The sequence below is a fragment of the Hafnia alvei genome, assembly GCF_034424155.1.
GTDB lineage: Bacteria > Pseudomonadota > Gammaproteobacteria > Enterobacterales > Enterobacteriaceae > Hafnia > Hafnia alvei.
In genome coordinates this window covers 2516758-2537583 of sequence record NZ_CP139992.1, presented here as the reverse complement: position 1 = coordinate 2537583, position 20826 = coordinate 2516758, and the positions used below count along the sequence as shown (strand labels likewise).

The 20826-nt window shown below is 46.4% G+C and carries 22 protein-coding genes and 2 tRNA genes; 18 read left to right on the top strand and 6 right to left on the bottom strand.

What is annotated here, in order from left to right:
• The first annotated feature begins 684 nt into the window (after nucleotides 1-684).
• The 7 genes from U0008_RS11915 to U0008_RS11885 all read left to right on the top strand — a co-directional run bounded on the left by U0008_RS11915 (nucleotide 685) and on the right by U0008_RS11885 (nucleotide 6593).
• Nucleotides 685-1101, top strand: coding sequence for an aspartate/glutamate racemase family protein (locus U0008_RS11915; RefSeq protein WP_051874145.1), 417 nt, complete (start codon nucleotides 685-687; stop codon nucleotides 1099-1101).
• Between the two features lie 30 nt (nucleotides 1102-1131).
• A complete protein-coding gene (locus U0008_RS11910; protein ID WP_040046608.1) occupies nucleotides 1132-1503 on the top strand; it encodes a helix-turn-helix domain-containing protein in 372 nt (123 codons plus the stop codon).
• 485 nt (nucleotides 1504-1988) lie between these two features.
• A complete protein-coding gene (locus U0008_RS11905) occupies nucleotides 1989-2582 on the top strand; it encodes a regulatory sequestration protein YfiR (RefSeq protein ID WP_226929872.1) in 594 nt (197 codons plus the stop codon).
• Nucleotides 2583-3809 carry a diguanylate cyclase DgcN/YfiN gene (locus U0008_RS11900; RefSeq protein ID WP_226929871.1) on the top strand — a complete coding sequence of 409 codons (1227 nt, stop codon included), beginning with the start codon at nucleotides 2583-2585 and terminating at the stop codon, nucleotides 3807-3809. It begins immediately after the preceding gene.
• 70 nt (nucleotides 3810-3879) lie between these two features.
• On the top strand, nucleotides 3880-4332 hold the full coding sequence (locus U0008_RS11895) for an outer membrane lipoprotein YfiB (protein WP_046359891.1): 453 nt from the start codon (nucleotides 3880-3882) through the stop codon (nucleotides 4330-4332).
• A gap of 416 nt (nucleotides 4333-4748) precedes the next feature.
• A complete protein-coding gene (gene proP, locus U0008_RS11890) occupies nucleotides 4749-6251 on the top strand; it encodes a glycine betaine/L-proline transporter ProP (RefSeq protein ID WP_043493488.1) in 1503 nt (500 codons plus the stop codon).
• A gap of 198 nt (nucleotides 6252-6449) precedes the next feature.
• Nucleotides 6450-6593, top strand: coding sequence for a hypothetical protein (locus U0008_RS11885; protein WP_166493261.1), 144 nt, complete (start codon nucleotides 6450-6452; stop codon nucleotides 6591-6593).
• Between the two features lie 62 nt (nucleotides 6594-6655).
• Here U0008_RS11885 and U0008_RS11880 read toward each other — a convergent pair whose 3' ends face one another.
• Nucleotides 6656-6934 carry a YjcB family protein gene (locus tag U0008_RS11880; RefSeq protein WP_043493485.1) on the bottom strand — a complete coding sequence of 93 codons (279 nt, stop codon included), beginning with the start codon at nucleotides 6932-6934 and terminating at the stop codon, nucleotides 6656-6658.
• Between the two features lie 178 nt (nucleotides 6935-7112).
• On the opposite strand from U0008_RS11880, the gene U0008_RS11875 reads away from it, so the two are divergent.
• From U0008_RS11875 to U0008_RS11865, 3 genes are all read left to right on the top strand, one after another.
• Complete coding sequence (locus tag U0008_RS11875) at nucleotides 7113-8012, top strand: formate/nitrite transporter family protein (RefSeq protein ID WP_025796942.1); 900 nt, start codon at nucleotides 7113-7115, stop codon at nucleotides 8010-8012.
• A 92-nt stretch (nucleotides 8013-8104) separates the two neighbouring features.
• Entirely contained in the window at nucleotides 8105-8779 is a 675-nt protein-coding gene (locus U0008_RS11870) for a MarC family NAAT transporter (RefSeq protein ID WP_043493484.1), read from the top strand.
• A 141-nt stretch (nucleotides 8780-8920) separates the two neighbouring features.
• The gene (locus U0008_RS11865; protein WP_025796938.1) at nucleotides 8921-9337 is read left to right on the top strand and encodes a DoxX family protein; all 417 of its coding nucleotides are present in this window, start codon (nucleotides 8921-8923) and stop codon (nucleotides 9335-9337) included.
• A gap of 28 nt (nucleotides 9338-9365) precedes the next feature.
• Here U0008_RS11865 and U0008_RS11860 read toward each other — a convergent pair whose 3' ends face one another.
• Entirely contained in the window at nucleotides 9366-9863 is a 498-nt protein-coding gene (locus U0008_RS11860; RefSeq protein WP_043493482.1) for a 2-thiouracil desulfurase family protein, read from the bottom strand.
• A gap of 215 nt (nucleotides 9864-10078) precedes the next feature.
• On the opposite strand from U0008_RS11860, the gene U0008_RS11855 reads away from it, so the two are divergent.
• The 3 genes from U0008_RS11855 (at nucleotide 10079) to U0008_RS11845 (ending at nucleotide 10753) form a co-directional block, all read left to right on the top strand.
• Nucleotides 10079-10166, top strand: a tRNA-Ser gene (locus tag U0008_RS11855).
• A gap of 5 nt (nucleotides 10167-10171) precedes the next feature.
• Nucleotides 10172-10247, top strand: a tRNA-Thr gene (locus tag U0008_RS11850).
• Between the two features lie 251 nt (nucleotides 10248-10498).
• A complete protein-coding gene (locus U0008_RS11845; protein ID WP_025796933.1) occupies nucleotides 10499-10753 on the top strand; it encodes a hypothetical protein in 255 nt (84 codons plus the stop codon).
• Between the two features lie 91 nt (nucleotides 10754-10844).
• Here the strand turns inward: U0008_RS11845 and U0008_RS11840 are convergent, their stop codons facing one another.
• Entirely contained in the window at nucleotides 10845-11021 is a 177-nt protein-coding gene (locus tag U0008_RS11840; protein ID WP_166493260.1) for a hypothetical protein, read from the bottom strand.
• Nucleotides 11022-11297: 276 nt separating this feature from the next.
• Here U0008_RS11840 and U0008_RS11835 point away from each other — a divergent pair, with 276 nt between their 5' ends.
• From U0008_RS11835 to U0008_RS11825, 3 genes are read left to right on the top strand one after another with little or no spacing between them, the layout of a single operon-like run.
• Entirely contained in the window at nucleotides 11298-12344 is a 1047-nt protein-coding gene (locus tag U0008_RS11835) for an ABC transporter substrate-binding protein (RefSeq protein WP_226929890.1), read from the top strand.
• Nucleotides 12328-13332, top strand: coding sequence for a FecCD family ABC transporter permease (locus tag U0008_RS11830; RefSeq protein ID WP_043493476.1), 1005 nt, complete (start codon nucleotides 12328-12330; stop codon nucleotides 13330-13332). The genes U0008_RS11835 and U0008_RS11830 overlap by 17 nt, the downstream gene beginning before the upstream one ends.
• Nucleotides 13325-14086, top strand: coding sequence for an ABC transporter ATP-binding protein (locus U0008_RS11825; RefSeq protein WP_043493473.1), 762 nt, complete (start codon nucleotides 13325-13327; stop codon nucleotides 14084-14086). The genes U0008_RS11830 and U0008_RS11825 overlap by 8 nt, the downstream gene beginning before the upstream one ends.
• On the opposite strand, the gene modA is transcribed toward U0008_RS11825, so the two are convergent.
• The 3 genes from modA to kduI all read right to left on the bottom strand — a co-directional run bounded on the left by modA (nucleotide 14083) and on the right by kduI (nucleotide 16606).
• Complete coding sequence (modA, locus tag U0008_RS11820; RefSeq protein ID WP_043493471.1) at nucleotides 14083-14814, bottom strand: molybdate ABC transporter substrate-binding protein; 732 nt, start codon at nucleotides 14812-14814, stop codon at nucleotides 14083-14085. The genes U0008_RS11825 and modA overlap by 4 nt on opposite strands.
• A 130-nt stretch (nucleotides 14815-14944) precedes the next feature.
• Nucleotides 14945-15706: a 2-dehydro-3-deoxy-D-gluconate 5-dehydrogenase KduD gene (kduD, locus tag U0008_RS11815; RefSeq protein WP_043493469.1), complete on the bottom strand. Its 762-nt coding sequence runs from the start codon at nucleotides 15704-15706 to the stop codon at nucleotides 14945-14947.
• Between the two features lie 63 nt (nucleotides 15707-15769).
• A complete protein-coding gene (gene kduI / locus U0008_RS11810; RefSeq protein WP_043493467.1) occupies nucleotides 15770-16606 on the bottom strand; it encodes a 5-dehydro-4-deoxy-D-glucuronate isomerase in 837 nt (278 codons plus the stop codon).
• Nucleotides 16607-17122: 516 nt separating this feature from the next.
• On the opposite strand from kduI, the gene spy reads away from it, so the two are divergent.
• Nucleotides 17123-17644: an ATP-independent periplasmic protein-refolding chaperone Spy gene (gene spy, locus U0008_RS11805; protein WP_043493465.1), complete on the top strand. Its 522-nt coding sequence runs from the start codon at nucleotides 17123-17125 to the stop codon at nucleotides 17642-17644.
• Between the two features lie 319 nt (nucleotides 17645-17963).
• Nucleotides 17964-20663, top strand: coding sequence for an aconitate hydratase AcnA (gene acnA / locus U0008_RS11800; RefSeq protein ID WP_080723946.1), 2700 nt, complete (start codon nucleotides 17964-17966; stop codon nucleotides 20661-20663).
• The last annotated feature ends 163 nt before the right edge of the window (nucleotides 20664-20826 follow it).

Sequence of the window (20826 nt, the reverse complement as noted above, 5' to 3'; positions counted from 1 at the left end):
CGGTCCATACAGCAAGTAAAATGACGACGAGCCCTGTCATTGTATTGATCAAAAATCGCATAAATTTCCCTGCTACGATATTGTTGAAATGCACCTTACATATCTTAGCAAGACAAGTTCAACCTATCTTCAACAATCACCATTTTTCGCAGAATGTTATTGCTATTTTTCCAGCAAAAACGTTATTCATCGTTAGGCGGCGAGATAGGAAAACTCAGGTATTTTTGGGATCAAACGATCATCAAATAGACGAAATCTTGTGTCGTTTACGATTGAAACTATAATGACAATGCGGACAGTGCATCATTATGCTGTCTTCAATCTTGAACTCATCAAAGCGGCCTTTGTGATTGCATTCCTGACAAATAACAAACGCCTGTTTACTTTTAAATATATCGAGAACCTTAGTCATTAAGGCCATACATACCACCTTTTATAGTAGCGTGTAGCATACCATATCTGCCTTTTTAGCTCTTGGTGTTTTGTTCCATAGGTTGCTTATTTTTTAGAGTAAGTTCGTGCTCTGCAGGGGAAAAATACGCGCCACTCAGCACGAAATGCACCAGATGAAAAATACAGGCAATTACAATACGCCTCATCAGAAATTGAATTCGTATAAAAAGAATAAATCTGAACGCAATGTGAACATGTCTACCCTGAAATTTTGACATTAAGGAAAAAGACATGAGTATGATAAATGACCAATTATATGATCTAAAAGCGATGCCACTGATTCACGTTAGCGCTGAATTTATGCGTTTTTCCGGAATAGATTGGGTGCAACAAACCGAGCAGTTATTGGCGAAAAACTGTGCGTTTATACTGATTTATCCTGAGCTGCATTTCCCACCAGAAAATAGAGAAACAAAACCGGTGGAAAATGAAGAGGCGCGAGAAGCGAGAACGGTTATTGCCAAATGGCTGAGAAAACATCGAGACGATTTTTCGGCATGCTGCAAAGCTATTATACTCTGTTCATCAAACAAAGGATGCGCAGATAATCTTAGGCAGGGATTAGAGCGGATGTATGGCGTACCGGTCATAGAGTCAACAACTGAACAGGCAACTCTGCTTGCTAAAGAAATTATGAGTATCAGCTAGAAGCTGAGCACTTACAGATAGAGGTTATAAATGTCAGAGGTGATTGTCAGCGAGCTGATTCAGTGGATAGAAGGACAGCTTCAGCTGAGTGAGGCCATTAAAGTTGATGCTATCGCAGCAAAAAGCGGCTATTCAAAGTGGTATCTACAGCGCGAGTTCAAGCAGAAAAAAGGACTCTCTATTGCTGAATATGTCCGGAAACGTCGTTTACACGAAGCCGCAACGTTATTGTGCGCCAGTGAACTGCCAATTATTGATATCGCGCTTAAGTATGGCTTTAGCTCTCAGCAGACATTTAGCCGTGTGTTTAGGGCTCATTTCGAAACATCTCCCGCCAAGTTTCGCGATAAAAGACAATATCCTAACCTCGATGAGGTAATGGAAATGAACAAAAGAGATTAGCGAGAGTCACCATTATGAACGGCACCTCAAAAGTTGGACTCCCAACTGAGTAAGGTGCTTTTTTTGCGTTCATTAAGTTGGCATAGGCATACTGCTAATAATAATGATGCCAAGGGTATCTCTTTCCTTTATGTTAATAACAAAATACGCCTAGTTTATTGAAAAATAAGTGAACAATTCTCGGTTAAAGAAAAAACGTTTCTAACCGATATATTGATGAGTTATAGCTCACACTTTGGTTCACTAAGTATGGATATGTTCACGGACTGCACAATAAAAGGAACAATCTTATTGAGGTTTTAAACGCATCTAATAAAAATAGCGCCTTTGTTGTGCGAAAATTCCGGATGCGAGAAAAATCCTATAGTTTACGTGTATACTTTTTTTGTACTTAATGTTTTCATTATGCTGGCGGATGTTAACGGAGGAATAATAATGTGTAACCTAATTAAAACTGAGGCCGTTGCCGTTAGGCTTCTTTTTTCATGATGCCCCCCTCTGTCCGTACGAAATTTCGCCGATATTTAAGAGGGATACAGAGCACAGCCGCTGTAGCCTTAATTTTCGCTCTATCAGCACAGTGCTTTCCTGTTTTTGCAGCCGAAACGCCTGTAGACTCTCCACAGTTAATTGCTGTTAAAGAACAAGAAGTTGCAAAAGTTGTTATTGGGATGATCCGCTATACCCGTTGGGCCAATTCTCCTGATCCTATTAAGCTTTGTATTGTTCCTCCAGCACGCTATGCACGTTTATTAGTCGAGGAGAATATCGTGTTACCTAGTCGTCATGTCTCTACGCAAATCGTTGATTTTTCGCCAACGAAATTGCTTGAACAATGCGACGTGGTTTACTTCGGGAATATAAAGCCGAGCGATCAAGAATTACTCATACAAAATATGCAGGGAAAAAGTATTTTAACCATTGCAGAAGATAACCCAGAGTGTATTAAGGGCAGCGCATTTTGTTTACGCATTGATAATTCAGGGATCGCATTTGATCTGAACTTAGATATTTTGGCGCGCAGCAATGTTCAGGTGAATCCTAACGTGCTGCTTTTGGCGAAGAAAAAGGGTAATTAGATGAATCATATTTTTGCCTCAAACGCCAATATGCCAAAAGCGCGGCCAACGTTGCGCAGTATGTTTCAGCGTATTCATTTGATGATCATTGCGATTACGCTGCTTATGGCGGGTATACCGTTGTCTGTATTATCCGTGTTTACGCTGAAAACCTATGCGGAGCACAATTTGCAGTTGGTTGCGTCAACGATAAGCTACACCAGCGCAGCGGCAGTGGTATTTGGTGATAAACCCGCGGCTCAGGAAGCCCTCACGCTGATTGCGCGAAAAGAACAGATTTACGAAGCTCGCATCTATGATCAAAAGAAAGATCTATTGGCCAGTTGGACTTCACCGACCCGTTTGCATATGACCATCGATGACCCTATTCGCAAATGGCTACTGCCAAAAATGGTTGTGCAGCCCATAATGAGTGAAAACGAAGTGGTAGGGTATGTAACGTTGACCGCAGGTGGCGCGACGATGGTTAAGTTTCTAGGAAACTTAATGCTCGGACTACTAAGCTGCTTGGTGCTTACCGCGTTGCTATCATTTGGGTTGGTACGCCGGATGCACACCGGAATTGTTGACGAGTTACAAAACATCGCCCATGTTGCCCGTTCGGCCCGAGAAAATAGAGCATTTACTTTGCGTGTGAGACCGTCACAAATCGCTGAGATTAATGAGCTAAGCCGAGGCTTCAACAGTCTGCTGCGCGAAATGGAACTGCAACAGGCCGATTTAGTGAATGAAAACGATCAGCTTTCATATAAAGCATTACACGATCCGCTAACCTCACTACCTAACCGTTCAAATTTTATGAGCATGCTGGAAAGTATGAATACGGCGCAGGAACAAATATGCGTGATGTTCCTCGATGGGGATGGTTTTAAAGCGGTGAACGATACGTGGGGACACGCAGCTGGCGACCATGTATTGACAACTATTGCTGAGAGGCTGAGAACGCAAATTCGCAAGAGTGATTTAGTTGCTCGCATGGGCGGAGATGAGTTTTCAATCTTATTGCGCCATATCGCGCATAAAGACGATGTTATGCAAGTCATTGATAAAATTGTCAAAGCAATGCGGGAAACAATATATTTACCCAACGGTGAGCCGGTGTTTATTTCACTGAGTATTGGCTTCACGCTTTCACATGCACAGAGCACACCGGTTGAATTATTAGAAAAGGCAGATGCCGCGATGTATCACAGCAAGCATAGCGGTGGTGGTTGGAGTATCTCATAGCGAGAATCTTAAAAAATAGAAATAGGGAGTAGGGCACGTGAGAAAGCATATTCACTGGAAATTTATTGGCATGTTTTTAGCCATGTTATTTTTGGCAGGCTGTCAGCATAAAGGTGGGCTCACCGCAGAACAAATTGCGGTACTAAAAGAACAAGGCTTTCAACAAACCGATGAAGGTTGGATGTTTGGGCTGTCAGAGAAGGTTCTTTTCGGCAATAACAAATCTAATTTAACCCCTGAAAGCGTTGAAACAGTCAAAAAAATGGGTAAAACACTCGCGCAAATTAATATCATGCATGCGCGTCTGAGTGGTTACACTGATAACTATGGCGACGAAAGTTATAACCAGCAGCTCTCTTTGAAAAGGGCCAATACCGTCGCAGACGCACTTTCTCAGGGCGGGATCCCACGCATGAATTTGACGACTCGTGGTATGGGGGAAAGTAACCCGATTGCGAGTAATAGTACTAAACAGGGCCGCTCGGAAAATAGACGCGTTGCCATTGTAATCGAGTCACCATAAACCAATATTGGCTTGGGTATCACGGATGATGCCTACTCAATAGTTCCATTCAAACCCTGCGTTATTCCGTTCTCCTCGTAGTGTAAATATTCGAACCATTAATTAATTTCAAATGGTTAATATAATCTTTGTTATATATTTTTCTAGGCAAATCATCTTTACGTTTCGAGTGACTAAGATCACAAATTTTGACATTTGGGCCATTTTGTTGAATTATTGTTACCTAGCAGCTACGTTATTTGAAGGATTAAATAAGGATAAAAGGGCCGGAAAATGCGTAGCTTAGCGGAGAAATGGCTCTCCAATAACGCATATTGACGGCGATTTAGGCCACGCCTTCAGGGCATAAGTGACCATAGTGCGCTTCAGCGAGATGGCTTTCGCTGTGTGGCACAAAATTTAGCAAGGAAACGATAATGAGATTAAGAAGAAAGCAGGCAAAGCCGCTACACATTAACGACATTACAATTATTGATGATGAAAAATTAAAAAAAGCCATTACCGCTGCTGCACTGGGTAATGCAATGGAGTGGTTTGATTTTGGTGTATATGGATTTGTGGCATATGCACTTGGTCAGGTATTTTTCCCCGGCGCAGACCCTGGCATTCAGATGATTGCCGCGCTAGCAACATTCTCCGTTCCATTTTTAATCCGACCTCTTGGTGGTGTTTTCTTTGGCGCATTGGGCGATAAATTTGGTCGTCAAAAGGTTCTGTCAGTCACGATTATTATCATGGCTGTCAGTACATTCTGTATTGGTTTAATCCCTTCCTATGCTTCAATCGGCATTTGGGCACCGATTTTGCTGCTATTAGCTAAATTGGCTCAGGGCTTTTCTGTAGGTGGTGAATATTCTGGTGCGGCAATTTTTGTTGCTGAATATTCCCCAGATAGAAAACGTGGATTCATGGGAAGCTGGTTGGATTTCGGTTCGATAGCGGGTTTTGTGCTTGGTGCCGGTGTCGTCGTACTTATATCTAGCATTGTAGGGGAGCAGGACTTCCTTGATTGGGGCTGGCGTATTCCGTTCTTTATTGCGGCACCGTTGGGTTTAATTGGCCTCTATCTGCGTCATGCGTTGGAAGAAACTCCTGCATTCCAGCAGCATGTTGATAAAATGGAAAAAGACGATCGCAATGCGATTCAAAATCCCCCTAAGACTTCATTTAGACAAATCGTTTCCCAGCATTGGAAAAGCTTATTAACGTGCGTAGGTGTGGTTATTTCAACCAACGTAACCTATTACATGCTGCTGACGTACATGCCGAGTTATTTATCCCATAACCTGCATTACTCCGAAGACCATGGAGTACTTATCATCATTGCTATCATGATTGGTATGCTGTTTGTGCAGCCAGTGATGGGGTTGATGAGTGACCGTTTTGGCCGTAAGCCTTTTATTATTTTCGGCAGCGTGGGTTTACTGTTGCTGGCGATCCCATGCTTTAAACTGATTAACAGCGATGTTATTGGGTTGATCTTCTTAGGCCTACTTATCCTTGCCGTATTACTGAATGCCTTCACCGGTGTTATGGCATCGACGCTACCGGCCATGTTCCCAACCCATATCCGTTACAGTGCTTTGGCGATCTCCTTCAATATCTCGGTGTTGGTGGCAGGTTTAACGCCAACGATTGCCGCGTGGTTAGTTGAGACGACAAATAACCTGTATATGCCAGCGTATTATCTCATGGTCGTTGCATTGATAGGTTTGGCTACCGGGATCTTTATGAAAGAAACCGCCAATAAACCTTTGCGTGGTGCGACGCCAGCGGCATCTGACCGTGCTGAAGCCAAAGAGTTGTTACAAGAAACGTATGACAACATTGAGCAGAAAGTTGAAGATATTAACGATCAGATTGGGGAGTTGGAGCGTCAAAAACAACGCCTTATCGATCAGCATCCAAAGTTAGATTAAAATCTCTGACTAAACTAAGGGCCGCATTGCGGCCCTTTTGCGTTTTATAGCGCTAAGTCTTTAAATTATGTTTTTTGGATATAGTTTTCGAAGAAAACTTACAATTCAAAAACACAGCTTGAAGCAGAAAGGTATAGGCTTTTTCCTAATAGCGATGAGTGTGTGGGGACAACGCTCAGTTATCAGAGGAGCCAAACCATGAATACGAAAAGAGTTAAAATTGCACAGTCCGTTGCAAAATATGCTGTTGCACGTCACAGCTCAAGCCGTTGGAATACGGCAATGAAAATGCTCAAGGCCTCGCTTCTAGTTGGCGTCAGCGTATCAGGCAGTGATGCATGACGATATATGAATGCCTGCGGCATCATGCTTTTTTGGAAATTCTCTAAAGCATGCCGTGTGTGTTACATCATGCTATAGGCAGTCGGTTGACTCATGACATCGACGAACACATCTTTTGCAACGGCCCAAAAATGGCTCATGCCGGCCGTGTTAATTGTGGTGCCAGAGAGTGTCAAAACCAGCCAGCATGCGGTTGCAAAACCAATCCCGCTGAATGCAAAGGCGACAATGCGATGGCCTTTTCGGCGGAATTTGACATTTAGTGAGCTGGCAATAAACATCATAAAAGTGCTCATAATTTCCCAGCGAGCTACGATCAGCCCAGTCATAACAGTACCCATGTAACCAAACCCTTACTTAATACTAAAATGTGATATTGGTCACATTATAAATTCCATTGAGCGAATGCTCCAGTCGGTTTTTCATTCAAAAGCCTGGCTTATTGTTATATCGAAAATCTGAAGTACTGCATCTCAAATGAGCGTCTACGCTTAATCTAAGAACTAGGAGGAGTGCAGAATGAATGATGAGCCAAAGCGAGACGAGATTGTCGATGAGAAACCGACAGATGATTTAAAGGTTGATAACGAAGAAGAGAAGCAGGGGAAGCCGATTAATACCGATGAAGAGCGGCTGCCGTCTCGTGCTGCTGCGGTTCACGAAATTATTCGCCAAGAAGGGACTAAAGAACTGGAGCGTGATATTTGGGCGCTTCTGTGGTCGGCGGTCGCCGCGGGGCTCTCTATGGGAGCATCGTTGATGGCGAAGGGAATTTTTCATGTCAAACTTGATGGTGTTCCCGGCGCCTTTTTGTTAGAGAATTTTGGTTATACCTTTGGGTTTATTATCGTCATCATGGCACGCCAGCAGTTGTTTACCGAGAATACGCTAACGGCAGTGCTCCCCGTGATGAATAAACCTAACAAAACGAATCTTATTTTGTTGATGCGGCTATGGGGATTGGTTCTATGCGGTAATTTGCTTGGCACAGGATTAGTTGCGTTTATTTTTTGGCATCTGCCAGTATTCGATGTAGAAACACGTGAAGCATTTGTCACCATTAGTCAGCAGGTGATGAATAATTCTCCAACGGAGATGTTTGCTAACGCCGTTATTTCTGGTTGGATTATTGCCTCGATGGTATGGATGTTCCCATCAGCTGGAGCAGCAAAAATTTGGGTGATTATTATCATGACGTATCTCGTTGCGATAGGGGATTTAACGCATATTGTTGTTGGGTCAGTAGAAATTCTTTATCTCATATTTTCCGGACACCTGCATTGGCAGGCGTTTTTATACCCATTTGCGTTACCGACGTTGGCTGGCAATATAATCGGTGGCACCTTTATCTTCGCGTTAATCAGTCATGCACAGATACGTAATGAGCTGGATAAATCAACGAATAAAAATAGGGGTTGATGATCGGCATAGCAAGGGTAGTGTCGATTTCATATACTCGGGATGCTGCAATCACTATGTGTTAGAAAAATACCTCAAGGATAGAATGACTCATGATTGAATTATTTAAAGCAATTGGACTAGGGTTGGTGGTCTTGTTGCCGTTGGCTAACCCGCTGACAACAGTCGCGTTATTTCTTGGCCTAGCTGGAAATATGAATCGCGAGGAGCGAAATCGCCAATCGCTGATGGCTTCTGTCTATGTGTTTGCGATTATGGTTGTGGCCTTCTATGCTGGCCAACTGGTCATGAACACCTTCGGGATCTCTATTCCTGGGCTGCGTATTGCTGGTGGATTAATCGTGGCATTTATTGGTTTTAGGATGTTGTTTCCTCAGCAGAAAATGGAAGACCGCCCTGAGGTTGAAAACAAAACCAAAGAGTTGGAGAAGCACCCAACGGCTAACATCGCTTTTGTTCCATTAGCGATGCCAAGCACTGCGGGGCCAGGGACCATCGCGATGATCATTAGTTCGGCGTCTACCATTAAGCACGGCGCTGATTTCCCTGAGTGGGTATTAATGGTCGCACCGGTATTAGTATTTTTATCCGTCAGCGTTATCTTATGGGGGTGTTTGCGTAGCTCGGGCGCCATTATGAAACTGGTTGGAAAGGGCGGCATTGACGCTATTTCCCGTCTGATGGGATTTTTATTAGTCTGTATGGGCGTTCAATTTATCATTAATGGTATTTTAGAGATCGTGACCACATTTCATGCGGTGAGTTAACAACGACGATTATCCCGCTCTTTGGCCATATCTATACGACCCTACGGTATGGCCTATTTCATTCGCCGCTCGATAAATCCCCATTGTGTTCTAATATAAAGATAGGCAGGTTGTCCTCTTTTTATACAAAAGGAGTTAAAAATGAGCGACGGTATGAAAGATTCTCTTATTTTACTTTCCCGAATACTGCTGATGCTGCTGTTTATTATTTTTGGCTGGTGGAAATTAGCTCATTTTGAGCTAGCTGTGTCTGCAATGCAGGGCTATGGCGCACCGCTACCGTATATTTCAGCCATTATTGCCGTCGTTATTGAATTCTTCTTCGGTTTGGCGATTATTTTGGGACTTTGGACTCGCCCGATTGCGGCTATCTTTGCACTCTATGTTTTAGGTACCTCAATTATTGGCCACCCCTTCTGGAAACTGAGCGGGATGGATATGGTACTTAACGAGATCAATTTCTATAAAAATATCAGTATTATCGGTGGGCTTTTATTGTTGATAGTGACAGGTGCCGGGCGCTATTCTCTCGATTATCGTTTGAGCAAAAAACTGTAATATCTATTTTTAGCGACTAAACGGCCCCTCACAAGGCCGTTTTCATCTCAAAGGAATGAATTGCCTCTTCCAGCGCTGAAAATTCAGATTCACCAAAAACAGCTATGCCATTTTCACGTAGCAGTGATGTCGTGATACCCATACCCGCAATCCGTTTTCCGCTAAAGGTGCCGTCATAAATTTGTGAGCTGCCACATGAGGGGCTGCCATCGGTTAGCAATGCAAAGCGACATTGATGTTTAAGGGCAAGCCGTAGGGCAATATGAGCACCGGCCATATAGCCCGCAGTTACGTCATGGCTATCAGATTCAACCACTCTACGCTCCCCCAACGACGAGATACGTATTTCTGCGCTTAAGCGTGGCGTTGGGAAATCGGCACTCACCTCTGGGCAGCAAAGTATAAGCCGTCCTTCTTGCTGCCAGCGTAACAGCGCTGGAGGCATAAACGGTTTAGCGCTACCGTTATAGCGAACCGGAAAGCCCATTAAGCAGCTGCTAACTAATATTTTTGTGTGGTTTGCCATAAAAAACCTAAAAAAAGTCACTTTCCGAAGAAAATTTCACGCTGTATACAAAGCATTATTGCATGAAAAACATTGAAAGCAGACGCCTAACTGATTAATAAATAGCAATATCTGGTTGAAAATAATTCGCTTGGGCTGATTATTGTTCACTTGAACAAAAAAAAGATTTTAGCGCTGGACAGCCAGCGGGAAGGTCGCTAATATCTGCCCCCATTGGAAGGATGGCTGAGTGGTTTAAGGCAGCGGTCTTGAAAACCGTCGAGTGTAATAGCTCCTAGAGTTCGAATCTCTATCCTTCCGCCAAATTCGCCGACTTAGCTCAGTAGGTAGAGCAACTGACTTGTAATCAGTAGGTCACCAGTTCGATTCCGGTAGTCGGCACCATGATTGAAAAAAAGCCACCCAATGGGTGGTTTTTTTTTGTCTGCAATTTACACGATAGGGCGTTAAGCCAACGCAGTAAGATGTTACGCACATGATGGTTGCAGAAATGTTAAATCAGCATGCTGTTATTTGTGATCCGCATCATAGTTCAGGTGTTATCTCTTTGGCTTATACACGGCCTAACGGGATAATTCGTCCAAGTGATGGTGTTAAAACATCAGTGAACAATTATTACGTTATGGAAGAGTCGTATGTGTATTTGTGATATCAGCGTTGAAGATACTTTTATACGTTTGCCGCTATCGCCAACGGCCGCATGGATGCTCGACCGTCAGGCCACCCGTTCATTAGGCTGGCGTCGATTCCTGAAACCGAAGCGTGATCAGAAGCTGATGAGCTGGCGTTTAACGCCGCTGAAAGATCGTTATGAAGTGCGGTTTTCGCCTAATCGGCAGCCTGAACTGTGGATGTTTAGCGCAGAGAATGCGATACGTAAGCGCCTGTAGTCGAGCGTGCGTTTATATGCCAAACCGCACCGTTCCATCGCTGTGGTTTGGCTGTGATTTTTAGATTTGTTCGATCCTGCACTTTCCTTCCTTATCTTGCTTCTTTTGATAACTGTTCTTCTTCTTCGCTGTAGGGCGCCAAGATTTCTTTCAATATTTCCAACCGTTGTTCCGGTGTGAGGTAGAACCCACTCGGTAATTTATTGGACGGATGTTCTTGCTGATAGCTGTCTTTCAGTTCATCTAAGTATTTATAAATCTGTTTCATATTTGACCTCCTATCGCTGATAAAACCATCGTAGGATGTTTAAACATGAACTAAAACTGAACAAAATGAATTTATTGTTCATGTTTTATATCAGTATGAAATCTATATTATTTTTATAATTATTGGTCATACGCAGAGGCGCAAGTTGAGGACTCAACACTGTTGATGCGCCAAGGGATAACTTGTTTGCAGAAGCAGGTTCGTTATATAGTTTGCTATATAACATAACCTTAGCCTTCTATTATGAATCTCTCATTTCCAAAATTTAACCGTGCAATGATCACTGGCGTATCATTGCTGCTTGTCTCTTTTTCATCCTTAGCTGACCGCACCATTACCGATCAATTAGGTCGTCAGGTAACGATTCCCGATCACGTTAATCGTGTGGTGGTTCTGCAACACCAAACGCTTAACTTATTGGTTCAGCTTGATGCCACTGACGATGTAGTTGGGATTTTATCGAGCTGGAAAAAGCAGCTTGGCCCTGAATTTGCGCGTTTTTCCTCTCGCTTATCCACGTTGCCAATGCCAGGCGATCTGACTCAGGTCAATATTGAAAGCCTGCTGTCAGAACATCCTCAGGTTGTTTTCGTGGCTAACTACGCACCGCTGGAAATGATCAATCAGATTGAGAAAGCAGGAATACCGGTGGTGGCGATTTCTTTACGTCGTGATTCACAGGGCGAACAGGATAAACTGAATCCTAGGATGGGGAATGAAGAACAGGCTTATAACTTGGGGCTTCAGGACGGCATTCGTCTTATCGCAAAAGTGGTTAATCGTGAGCCGCAGGGTGAGGCACTGATTGATTACACCTTCACTCAGCGTGAAAAAGTGGCTCAAGGCCTAAAGGATATACCTGAAAGCCAGCGAGTGCGTGTCTATATGGCGAACCCTGATTTAACCACCTACGGTTCAGGAAAATACACCGGCTTAATGATGCAACATGCAGGCGCGATGAACGTCGCGGCAGCCAGCATTAAGGGCTATAAGCAAGTTTCGATCGAACAGATTTTGGCTTGGAACCCGCAGGTGATTTTTGTGCAGGATCGCTATCCTGATGAGATTAATAAAATTCGCAACGATCCGGCATGGCAGGGTATCGATGCGGTGAAAAATCAGCGTGTTTATCTCATGCCTGAGTATGCCAAAGCATGGGGATACCCAATGCCTGAAGCCTTAGCCATCGGGGAACTTTGGATGGCTAAGAAACTCTATCCGGCTCGTTTTACCGATATTGATATCAATAAAGCCGCGAACGATTATTACCAACGTTTTTACCGTACTTCGTGGGTCCCTACGCCACATGCCTCTGTTGAATAAACCACGTTTTAATATGCTACTGCCGATGGCGACATTGATTGTCGCCTTCTTTTCATTGGGAGTGGGGCAATATTCAATCTCACCGATGAATGTTTGGCATGCGCTAATGTCCCCCATGCAGACACAAGATCTGGCCGGACAAATCATCTGGACGGTGCGCATGCCGCGTATCTTAATGGCGTGCTGTGCGGGTGGGGCATTAGCGTTGTGCGGTGCCTGTTTGCAAGGTGTGTTTCATAATCCGTTGGTTGATCCGCATATCATCGGCGTGAGCTCCGGCGCGGCTTTCGGTGGCACGCTGGCAATTTTGCTGGGTCTTTCACCACTGTGGTTGATGAGCTCGACCTTTGCCTTTGGTTTGCTAGCGCTGGTGTTGGTGTATGCGATAGCGTCAACGTTAGGTAATGAAAATCGCCTGATGCTGATCCTCTCCGGCATTATTCTCAGCGGTTTTTTTTCTGCACTGGTGAGCCTGTTGCAATATATGGCAGATACCGAAGAAAAGCTGCCGAGCATTGTGTTCTGGCTCTTGGGGAGTTTTGCCACCGCCAATTGGCACAAGCTTTTGATGATGGTTATTCCGCTCGCGTTGGCGAGTTTTTTACTGTTTCGCCTGCGCTGGCGGATAAACATTTTGTCTCTGGGCGATGCGGATGCACGTACGCTAGGCGTTTCCGTTGCGGGTTTACGGCGGTTGGTGCTATTGCTTTGTGCTCTGCTGGTTGCTGCTCAGGTTGCGGTGAGTGGGGGCATTGGCTGGATAGGTTTGGTGATCCCACACCTTGCACGTTTATTGGTTGGCGCTGACCATCGGCGTTTACTTCCGGCGGCATTCTGGCTCGGCGGTGGGTTTATGGTTCTGGTTGATGATGTGGCACGCACATTGAGCGCGGCGGAAATTCCTTTGGGGATTATTACCGCATTAATTGGGGCACCGCTGTTTGCCATGCTGTTAATTCGCTCCCGATGGAGATCGCACAGTGAATGAGATCGCGCTAAGCGTAAATGAACTTGAATTTGGTCATAAGAAAGCGTTATTTCATGCGCTGAGTTTTTGTTGTCGGCGTGGTGAAGTGTTGGCTATTCTTGGCGCTAACGGACGCGGGAAAACCTCGTTATTGAATACGCTGTCCGGCGTTATACCGCCTTTGGCGGGAGAAATATCACGCAGTGCGCCGATCGGATTTGTTGCTCAGTCATTTTCCTCGGCCTTTGCATATCGAGTTATTGAGATCGTCTTAATGGGCAGAGTGAGCAATGTTGGCCTGCTACAACAGCCAACGGCCAAAGATGAACGGATTGCTCGAGATGCGTTAGATACGCTAGGAATTGGGCATTTGGCCGAACACAGTTTCCAAACCTTATCCGGTGGGCAGCGCCAGCTGGTGATGATTGCCCGTGCGTTAGCCACCGGTTGTGAGATGTTGATCCTCGATGAACCGACTTCTGCCTTGGATTTATATAACCAGCAGGCGGTGTTGCGCTTGATCTACCAATTGGCGAAGCAACGGCAGATTAGCGTACTGTTCACCACCCATGATCCGGCACATGCGCAACTGGTGGCGCAAAAATGCCTTTTGTTGCTCGATAATCAACGGTGGGCATATGGTGACAGCAAAGAAATGCTCACCGAGGATAATTTGCTCAAGGCCTATGGCGTCAGAGTGGAGCGGGCGGCGGTGGCGTCCGATGCAGAAGCCCAGCCGGTGCTTACCCCGATATTCGATCTTTATGCAGACTAGCGCCGCGAAAATCCTGCGCTGACAAACTGCTGCTGAACGCCGTTGGACAAGAGATATTCTGCCAGTGGCTGAGCAACGTCACTGTGCAGCGCCAACGCATAGGTGGCGAATATATTGTCGGCGTCGGGAATGGTGACCGCTGCAATATCGGCATCGTTCTGTAGCCATTGCGCATAGTGTGCATAACCGACAAAAACATCAGCCAGCCCTTGGCGAATCAACCATGCAGAAGCGATTTCCGTTGCAGGAACCTGCAAACTGCCTTTCCCGCCCACCAGCTGTTTTGCATTCAATTTCAAATATTCGCCAGCGCCCGAGCGGTGGTGTTCGACACGATCGAAAAGCTGCCACGTATAGTCGCCAGAAGGATCGCAGCCAGGCGTCGAGGTGCCGACGATAATGCTCGGGTCGGTCAGTAAATCTAGCCAGTTTGTCGTTGGCGTTATTCTGGCTCGGTGGGTGGTTAAACACAGCTTGTTACGTAGAAAGGGCATTACGCTGTGTGCCAAACCAAGATCGAGTAGCGTTTGCGGATGTTCTTGGTTGGCGGAAGCAAACAGATCCCACTCAGCGCCGCTTTCAATTTGTTCACGTAGCAATCCGGCAGGGCCAAATTGTGCATTGATGTTCACATGATGCCGCTGGCTAAACTGAGATAAAATAGGCGTCAGCGCTTTACGCAAACTGCCTGCGGCTAACACGTTCAAAGAGGATTTATCAGTATTCACAACGATACCACGCTGGTTATTTAATTCTCTGGACAGGTGCGGACGTTACGGCGTGAAGCGTGGGGTGTCAATGTAGGATGAAACTTAATGACCACGCTGGCAGGGCGCCAGCGTGGCGAAAGTACGGAAATTAACGCGCTAACCAACCGCCATCGACGGCAATCGTGTAGCCATTGATGTAGTCGGACGCCGGTGACGCTAAGAACACCGCTGGGCCCATTAAATCTTCAGGCAATCCCCAACGGCCCGCGGGGATTCGGTCCAAAATCTCTTCGCTACGCGCTTCGTCAGCACGCAACTGCTGCGTATTGTTAGTCGCCATATAGCCGGGGGCAATAGCGTTGACGTTAATCTGATGCTTAGCCCATTCGTTGGCCAGCAAACGGGTCACTCCCATTACCGCGCTTTTAGAGGCAGTGTAAGACGGCACGCGAATTCCGCCTTGGAAAGAGAGCATCGAGGCGATGTTGATGATCTTGCCGCCTTTGCCCTGAGCGATAAACTGACGAGCAACGGCCTGAGACATAAAGAACACGGTCTTAATGTTCAAATTCATCACGTCGTCCCAATCTTTCTCACTGAATTCCAGTGCATCCTGACGGCGGATAATGCCTGCGTTATTCACCAGAATATCGATGTGTCCAAACTCACCGGCCGCGCGGGCGACCAGATCGGGAATAACCGATGTATCGCGCAAATCAGCGGTAAGGCTCAAAAAACGACGGCCTAGCGCAGTCACCTGTGCAATAGTTTCAGCCGGCTCAACGATGTTAATACCAATAATATCGCAGCCAGCCTGTGCTAAACCGACGGCCATTCCCTGACCAAGACCGGTATCACAGCCAGTGACTAGCGCAACTTTACCCTGCAATGAAAATGCATCAAGAATCATGTGTATATCCTTTAAAAGCGGCTAGCTATTACGTTGCAGCCGCAGAAATGAGTGAGCTAAGGCTTAACGAATATCTTTAACGGCAACGTGGTCCATATCGTCGAAGACCTGATTTTCGCCAACCATGCCCCAAATAAAGGTATATGCCTTGGTGCCGACGCCGGAATGAATGGACCAGCTTGGTGAAATGACGGCTTGTTCGTTGTGCATCACAATATGGCGAGTTTCTTGCGGCTGGCCCATCATGTGGAAAACGCAGGAATCATCATCCATGTTGAAATAGAAATAGACCTCCATGCGGCGCTCGTGGGTATGGCACGGCATGGTGTTCCACAAATTCCCTTCTTCCAACTCGGTCAGCCCCATGGAAAGCTGGCAGGTTTGCAGCACGTCAGGAACCATATATTTATTAATAGTGCGGCGGTTACTGGTTTTCGCATCGCCGAGCGTTTGTGGTGAAGCCTCAGCTGGCGTAATTTTTTTGGTTGGGTAAGTGGTGTGAGCCGGTGCGCAGTTGTAATAGAACTTTGCGGGCTGGCTGGCGTTTACGCTGGTGAAGAGAATATCGCGTGCGCCTTTACCGACGTACAGTGCTTCACGATGGCCAATTTCATAGCATTCACCGTCAACGGTGATGGTTCCTGGCCCGCCGATGTTGATAACGCCGAGCTCACGGCGTTCTAAAAAATAGCTCACGCCGAGTTGTTTGCCCACTTCAGTACCGATAGTGACGTTTTTTTGCACCGGCATAACACCGCCAACGATGATGCGGTCAATATGGCTATACACCATGGTGTACTGATCGGCATCAAAAATGGTTTCAACTAAAAACTCGCGGCGCAGACCCTCAGTGTCGAGTTGCTTGGCATGATCGCTATGAATGCTTTGACGGACTTCCATCTTTCACCTCGTCGATATTCGTTTGAGTGTTTGATTAGCATGAACAGTCAGGGGCTCTGCTCGTGTCGATGCAGGCATGTTAGATCCTTCTGATACGCAATTCAATTAAAAATGAAACACTGTTTTGTTTTTATGGGTTCGATGTTGTGAATTTGGCTACTGGATCACAAAGCGTGGTGTGGAGGGCAGGATGGTTATCCATGTCTGCTGCGAAATATTTACAGGTAGGATGCATTCGACACTTTTGAGCGACAATCAACGTAACTTTAAATAGCAGCGCAGGGGCTTTTAATATTAAACGGCGCTGGAATAAAACTCGCAGATTTGTTATTTTAAGGTTTATCTTAGCGTTGTGCTTAAAATAAATCCTCAATCTTCACACTCTCTCCATAATTGCCTGTTTTTTGATTTTTCTCCTTTCGTTTATTTACTCAGCGTGTAACTACTATATATTTAGACCTATAGACTTAATTCCATCAACGCAACAACGAACACACTATTTGAGGAATCATAATTATGCGTAAATTAACTGCTTTAATGTTGGCATCATCTCTGGCTCTGGGCGCTTCAATGGCAAACGCGGCTGAAACCACCGCAACACCAACAACCCCAGCGGCTCCAGTTGCAACGAAGGCTGACGGCGGCGCACCAATGATGATGCATCATCAGATGGGCAAGCAAGGCCCGCGCCACGGCGGTATGTTTGAAGGTTTGAAGCTAACAGACCAGCAGCGTGAGCAAATGAAAACCATCGCTAAAGAGTTCCGCTCAGAGCACAAAAAGCCAATGATGGGCGAGCACTTCAAAGATATGCATAAGCTGGTTGCCAGCGATAAATTTGATGAAAGTGCAGCGCGTGCACAAATCGAAGCTAACAGCAAAGAACGCAACGATATGATGCTGGAACGCATGAAGATGGAAAACAAAATGTATAATGTTCTGACCCCAGAACAGAAAAAAGAATTTAACCAGAATTTCGAAAAACGTATCGAAAAAATGGAACAGCGTCACGCAGCAATGGTTGCCGGTGAGCAATAATTTATAAATAGTGACAATGCGAAATATAGAGCCTCCCTTGTGGAGGCTTTTTTGTTTCTTATTATTGAGCACTTAGAGAGATATCAGCACAAAATTTCTTTCCGTGATCCAAATCGTACTTCCTCATTTTTATCGCCTATCGCAGTCATGGGGTGATGTTGCTAAAACGTTACCATCTCTTTGTGTTATCTTTAAAGATAGCCACAGCGTTATCAGGAGATTGTTTCCGGCTGATGAGCATTCGTTTTAGAACGAGACTGTATCCGAGGTGCTCAGCGCCGAGAAACACCGCTTAAAGCATGATAAGGAAGGAGAAGCTATGTCATCCGATCGTCAAAATCGTCTGAGCCAGCCACATCTTGCCCAGCAATGTCAGAAAACACTGAGTGCCCTGAATACCGAGTACCACTATTACAGTTTGCCAGAGCTTGAAAAACAGCTGGGCGATATCCGCCAACTGCCTAAATCCATGAAAGTTCTGTTGGAAAACCTGCTACGCCACCTTGATGGCGAAAGCGTGGTGGAGGACGATTTACAGGCGATTGTCGACTGGGTGAAAACCGGCCATGCCGATAGAGAGATTGCCTATCGACCTGCACGTGTTCTGATGCAGGACTTCACCGGTGTGCCCGCAGTGGTTGACCTTGCCGCCATGCGTGAAGCCGTGACGCGTCTGGGTGGCAACGTGGAGCAAGTGAATCCGCTATCGCCCGTTGATCTGGTCATTGACCACTCGGTTACCGTGGACCATTTTGGCAATGAACAAGCCTTTGGTGAAAACGTTGAGCTAGAAATGGAGCGCAACCACGAGCGCTATATTTTCCTACGCTGGGGGCAGAAAGCCTTTGACCGTTTTCGTGTGGTGCCACCGGGAACCGGCATTTGTCATCAGGTCAACCTTGAGTATTTGGGGCAGGCGGTTTGGCATGAGCAGAAAAACGGCCAGCGGTTTGCCTATCCCGATACGCTTGTCGGGACTGATTCTCATACTACGATGATTAACGGCCTTGGAGTTTTAGGCTGGGGCGTGGGCGGAATCGAAGCCGAGGCGGCCATGTTAGGGCAGCCTGTATCGATGCTGATCCCTGACGTGGTCGGATTTAAGCTTACCGGAAAACTGCGTGAAGGTATAACTGCCACGGATTTAGTGCTGACCGTTACGCAAATGCTGCGTAAACATGGCGTGGTGGGAAAATTTGTTGAGTTTTACGGTGATGGATTAGCCGATTTGCCGCTGGCTGACCGCGCCACGATCGGTAATATGTCACCTGAATTTGGTGCCACCTGCGGATTTTTCCCCGTTGATGAGGTGACTCTAGGCTATATGCGCCTGAGTGGGCGTAGCGAAGAACAGATTGCGCTAGTTGAAGCCTATTGCAAAGCACAAGGTCTATGGCGCCATGCCGGCGATGAGCCGGTATTTACCAGTACATTATCGCTGGACATGAGCACGGTTGAGTCAAGCTTGGCTGGGCCAAAGCGCCCACAAGATCGTGTGCCGTTACCTAAGGTTCCACAGGCTTTTCAGGCGGCGACAGAGCTAGAAATTAGCAGCCAAAAAAATCGCGTGGAATTCGAAGAATTCACGCTAGGGGGAGAGAAACATCGCTTAACGCATGGCGCTGTGGTGATTGCAGCGATCACCTCATGTACCAACACCTCTAATCCAAGCGTGCTGATGGCAGCCGGTTTGCTGGCAAAAAAAGCGGTTGAGAAGGGATTAGCGCGGCAGCCATGGGTGAAAACGTCGCTGGCACCGGGCTCGAAAGTGGTGACCGATTATCTGGATGCGGCGGGACTGACGCCGTATCTTGAACAGCTCGGTTTCAATCTGGTTGGTTATGGCTGTACCACCTGTATTGGTAACTCCGGCCCACTACCGGAGCCGATAGAAACAGCCATTAAAGCAGGCGATCTGACCGTTGGCGCGGTGCTGTCGGGAAACCGTAACTTTGAAGGGCGTATTCATCCGCTGGTGAAAACCAACTGGCTGGCATCACCTCCGCTGGTGGTGGCCTATGCGCTGGCGGGAAATATGAACGTGAATCTCTCTGCCGATCCGCTAGGGCACAATGCTCAGGGCAAACCGGTTTACCTGAAGGATATCTGGCCAAGCGGCCAAGAGATCGCCACTGCGGTTGAGATGGTGAAAACCGATATGTTCCGTAAGGAGTACTCGCAGGTGTTTGACGGCGATGCGGTATGGCAGGGGATCCAGGTGAAAGGCTCAGCCACTTATGATTGGCAGGAGGATTCCACTTACATTCGCCATCCGCCATTTTTCAGCACTATGCAGGCAGAGCCTGAACCGGTGGAGGATATCCACGGTGCTCGGTTGCTCGCGATGTTAGGCGACTCTGTGACCACCGACCATATCTCACCCGCTGGCAATATCAAAGCAGAAAGTCCGGCAGGGCGCTATCTGCTGGGGCACGGCGTGGAGCGCAACGATTTTAACTCTTACGGTTCACGTCGCGGTAATCATGAAGTGATGATGCGCGGGACGTTCGCCAATATTCGTATCCGTAACGAAATGGTGCCCGACGTAGAGGGCGGTGTGACGCGTCATATTCCTACTCAGCAACAGATGGCAATCTATGATGCGGCGATGAAGTATCAAGAGGAGAACGTGCCGCTCGCCGTGATCGCCGGTAAAGAGTATGGCTCGGGTTCGAGCCGTGACTGGGCGGCTAAAGGCCCGCGCTTGCTGGGCGTGCGCGTGGTTATTGCCGAGTCATTTGAACGCATTCACCGTTCAAACCTGATAGGTATGGGCATTCTCCCGTTAGAATTCCCGCAAGGGGTAACGCGTAAGACGCTTGATCTGACCGGAGATGAAAGGCTGGATATTAGTGGATTACAGCATCTCACGACCGGACAAACGATTAACGTCACAATCACCTATGCCGATGGGCGACGCGAAGTGGTGCCAACCCGTTGCCGAATTGATACCGGAAACGAACTGGCTTATTACCGCAATGACGGCATTTTGCACTATGTAATCAGGAAAATGCTGTGAACAGATAAATTCGGTGATGAGAAAAATATCGTAGATTGGTAGATATTCCTCTTGCCGCTATCAGTTCTGGTAGCGGCAAGTGAGTGTAGCGAAGTGACGTTATGTTTTACCGTTAGTGACACTTATATAAAGCCATTGTTTGATATTGTGATGCTAAAGTGCG

What these genes read in the sequence shown, in the direction of transcription:
- kduD (WP_043493469.1), bottom strand. Translation starts at nt 15,706, where the DNA reads ATGATTCTTGATGCATTTTCATTGCAGGGTAAAGTTGCGCTAGTCACT.
- U0008_RS11900 (WP_226929871.1), top strand. Translation starts at nt 2,583, where the DNA reads ATGAATCATATTTTTGCCTCAAACGCCAATATGCCAAAAGCGCGGCCA.
- U0008_RS11865 (WP_025796938.1), top strand. Translation starts at nt 8,921, where the DNA reads ATGAGCGACGGTATGAAAGATTCTCTTATTTTACTTTCCCGAATACTG.
- U0008_RS11835 (WP_226929890.1), top strand. Translation starts at nt 11,298, where the DNA reads ATGATCACTGGCGTATCATTGCTGCTTGTCTCTTTTTCATCCTTAGCT.
- U0008_RS11870 (WP_043493484.1), top strand. Translation starts at nt 8,105, where the DNA reads ATGATTGAATTATTTAAAGCAATTGGACTAGGGTTGGTGGTCTTGTTG.
- U0008_RS11895 (WP_046359891.1), top strand. Translation starts at nt 3,880, where the DNA reads ATGTTTTTAGCCATGTTATTTTTGGCAGGCTGTCAGCATAAAGGTGGG.
- acnA (WP_080723946.1), top strand. Translation starts at nt 17,964, where the DNA reads ATGTCATCCGATCGTCAAAATCGTCTGAGCCAGCCACATCTTGCCCAG.
- U0008_RS11905 (WP_226929872.1), top strand. Translation starts at nt 1,989, where the DNA reads ATGATGCCCCCCTCTGTCCGTACGAAATTTCGCCGATATTTAAGAGGG.
- U0008_RS11845 (WP_025796933.1), top strand. Translation starts at nt 10,499, where the DNA reads ATGTGTATTTGTGATATCAGCGTTGAAGATACTTTTATACGTTTGCCG.
- U0008_RS11880 (WP_043493485.1), bottom strand. Translation starts at nt 6,934, where the DNA reads ATGGGTACTGTTATGACTGGGCTGATCGTAGCTCGCTGGGAAATTATG.
- proP (WP_043493488.1), top strand. Translation starts at nt 4,749, where the DNA reads ATGAGATTAAGAAGAAAGCAGGCAAAGCCGCTACACATTAACGACATT.
- U0008_RS11910 (WP_040046608.1), top strand. Translation starts at nt 1,132, where the DNA reads ATGTCAGAGGTGATTGTCAGCGAGCTGATTCAGTGGATAGAAGGACAG.
- U0008_RS11860 (WP_043493482.1), bottom strand. Translation starts at nt 9,863, where the DNA reads ATGGCAAACCACACAAAAATATTAGTTAGCAGCTGCTTAATGGGCTTT.
- U0008_RS11915 (WP_051874145.1), top strand. Translation starts at nt 685, where the DNA reads ATGAGTATGATAAATGACCAATTATATGATCTAAAAGCGATGCCACTG.
- U0008_RS11885 (WP_166493261.1), top strand. Translation starts at nt 6,450, where the DNA reads ATGAATACGAAAAGAGTTAAAATTGCACAGTCCGTTGCAAAATATGCT.
- U0008_RS11875 (WP_025796942.1), top strand. Translation starts at nt 7,113, where the DNA reads ATGAATGATGAGCCAAAGCGAGACGAGATTGTCGATGAGAAACCGACA.
- spy (WP_043493465.1), top strand. Translation starts at nt 17,123, where the DNA reads ATGCGTAAATTAACTGCTTTAATGTTGGCATCATCTCTGGCTCTGGGC.
- U0008_RS11830 (WP_043493476.1), top strand. Translation starts at nt 12,328, where the DNA reads ATGCCTCTGTTGAATAAACCACGTTTTAATATGCTACTGCCGATGGCG.
- U0008_RS11840 (WP_166493260.1), bottom strand. Translation starts at nt 11,021, where the DNA reads ATGAAACAGATTTATAAATACTTAGATGAACTGAAAGACAGCTATCAG.
- kduI (WP_043493467.1), bottom strand. Translation starts at nt 16,606, where the DNA reads ATGGAAGTCCGTCAAAGCATTCATAGCGATCATGCCAAGCAACTCGAC.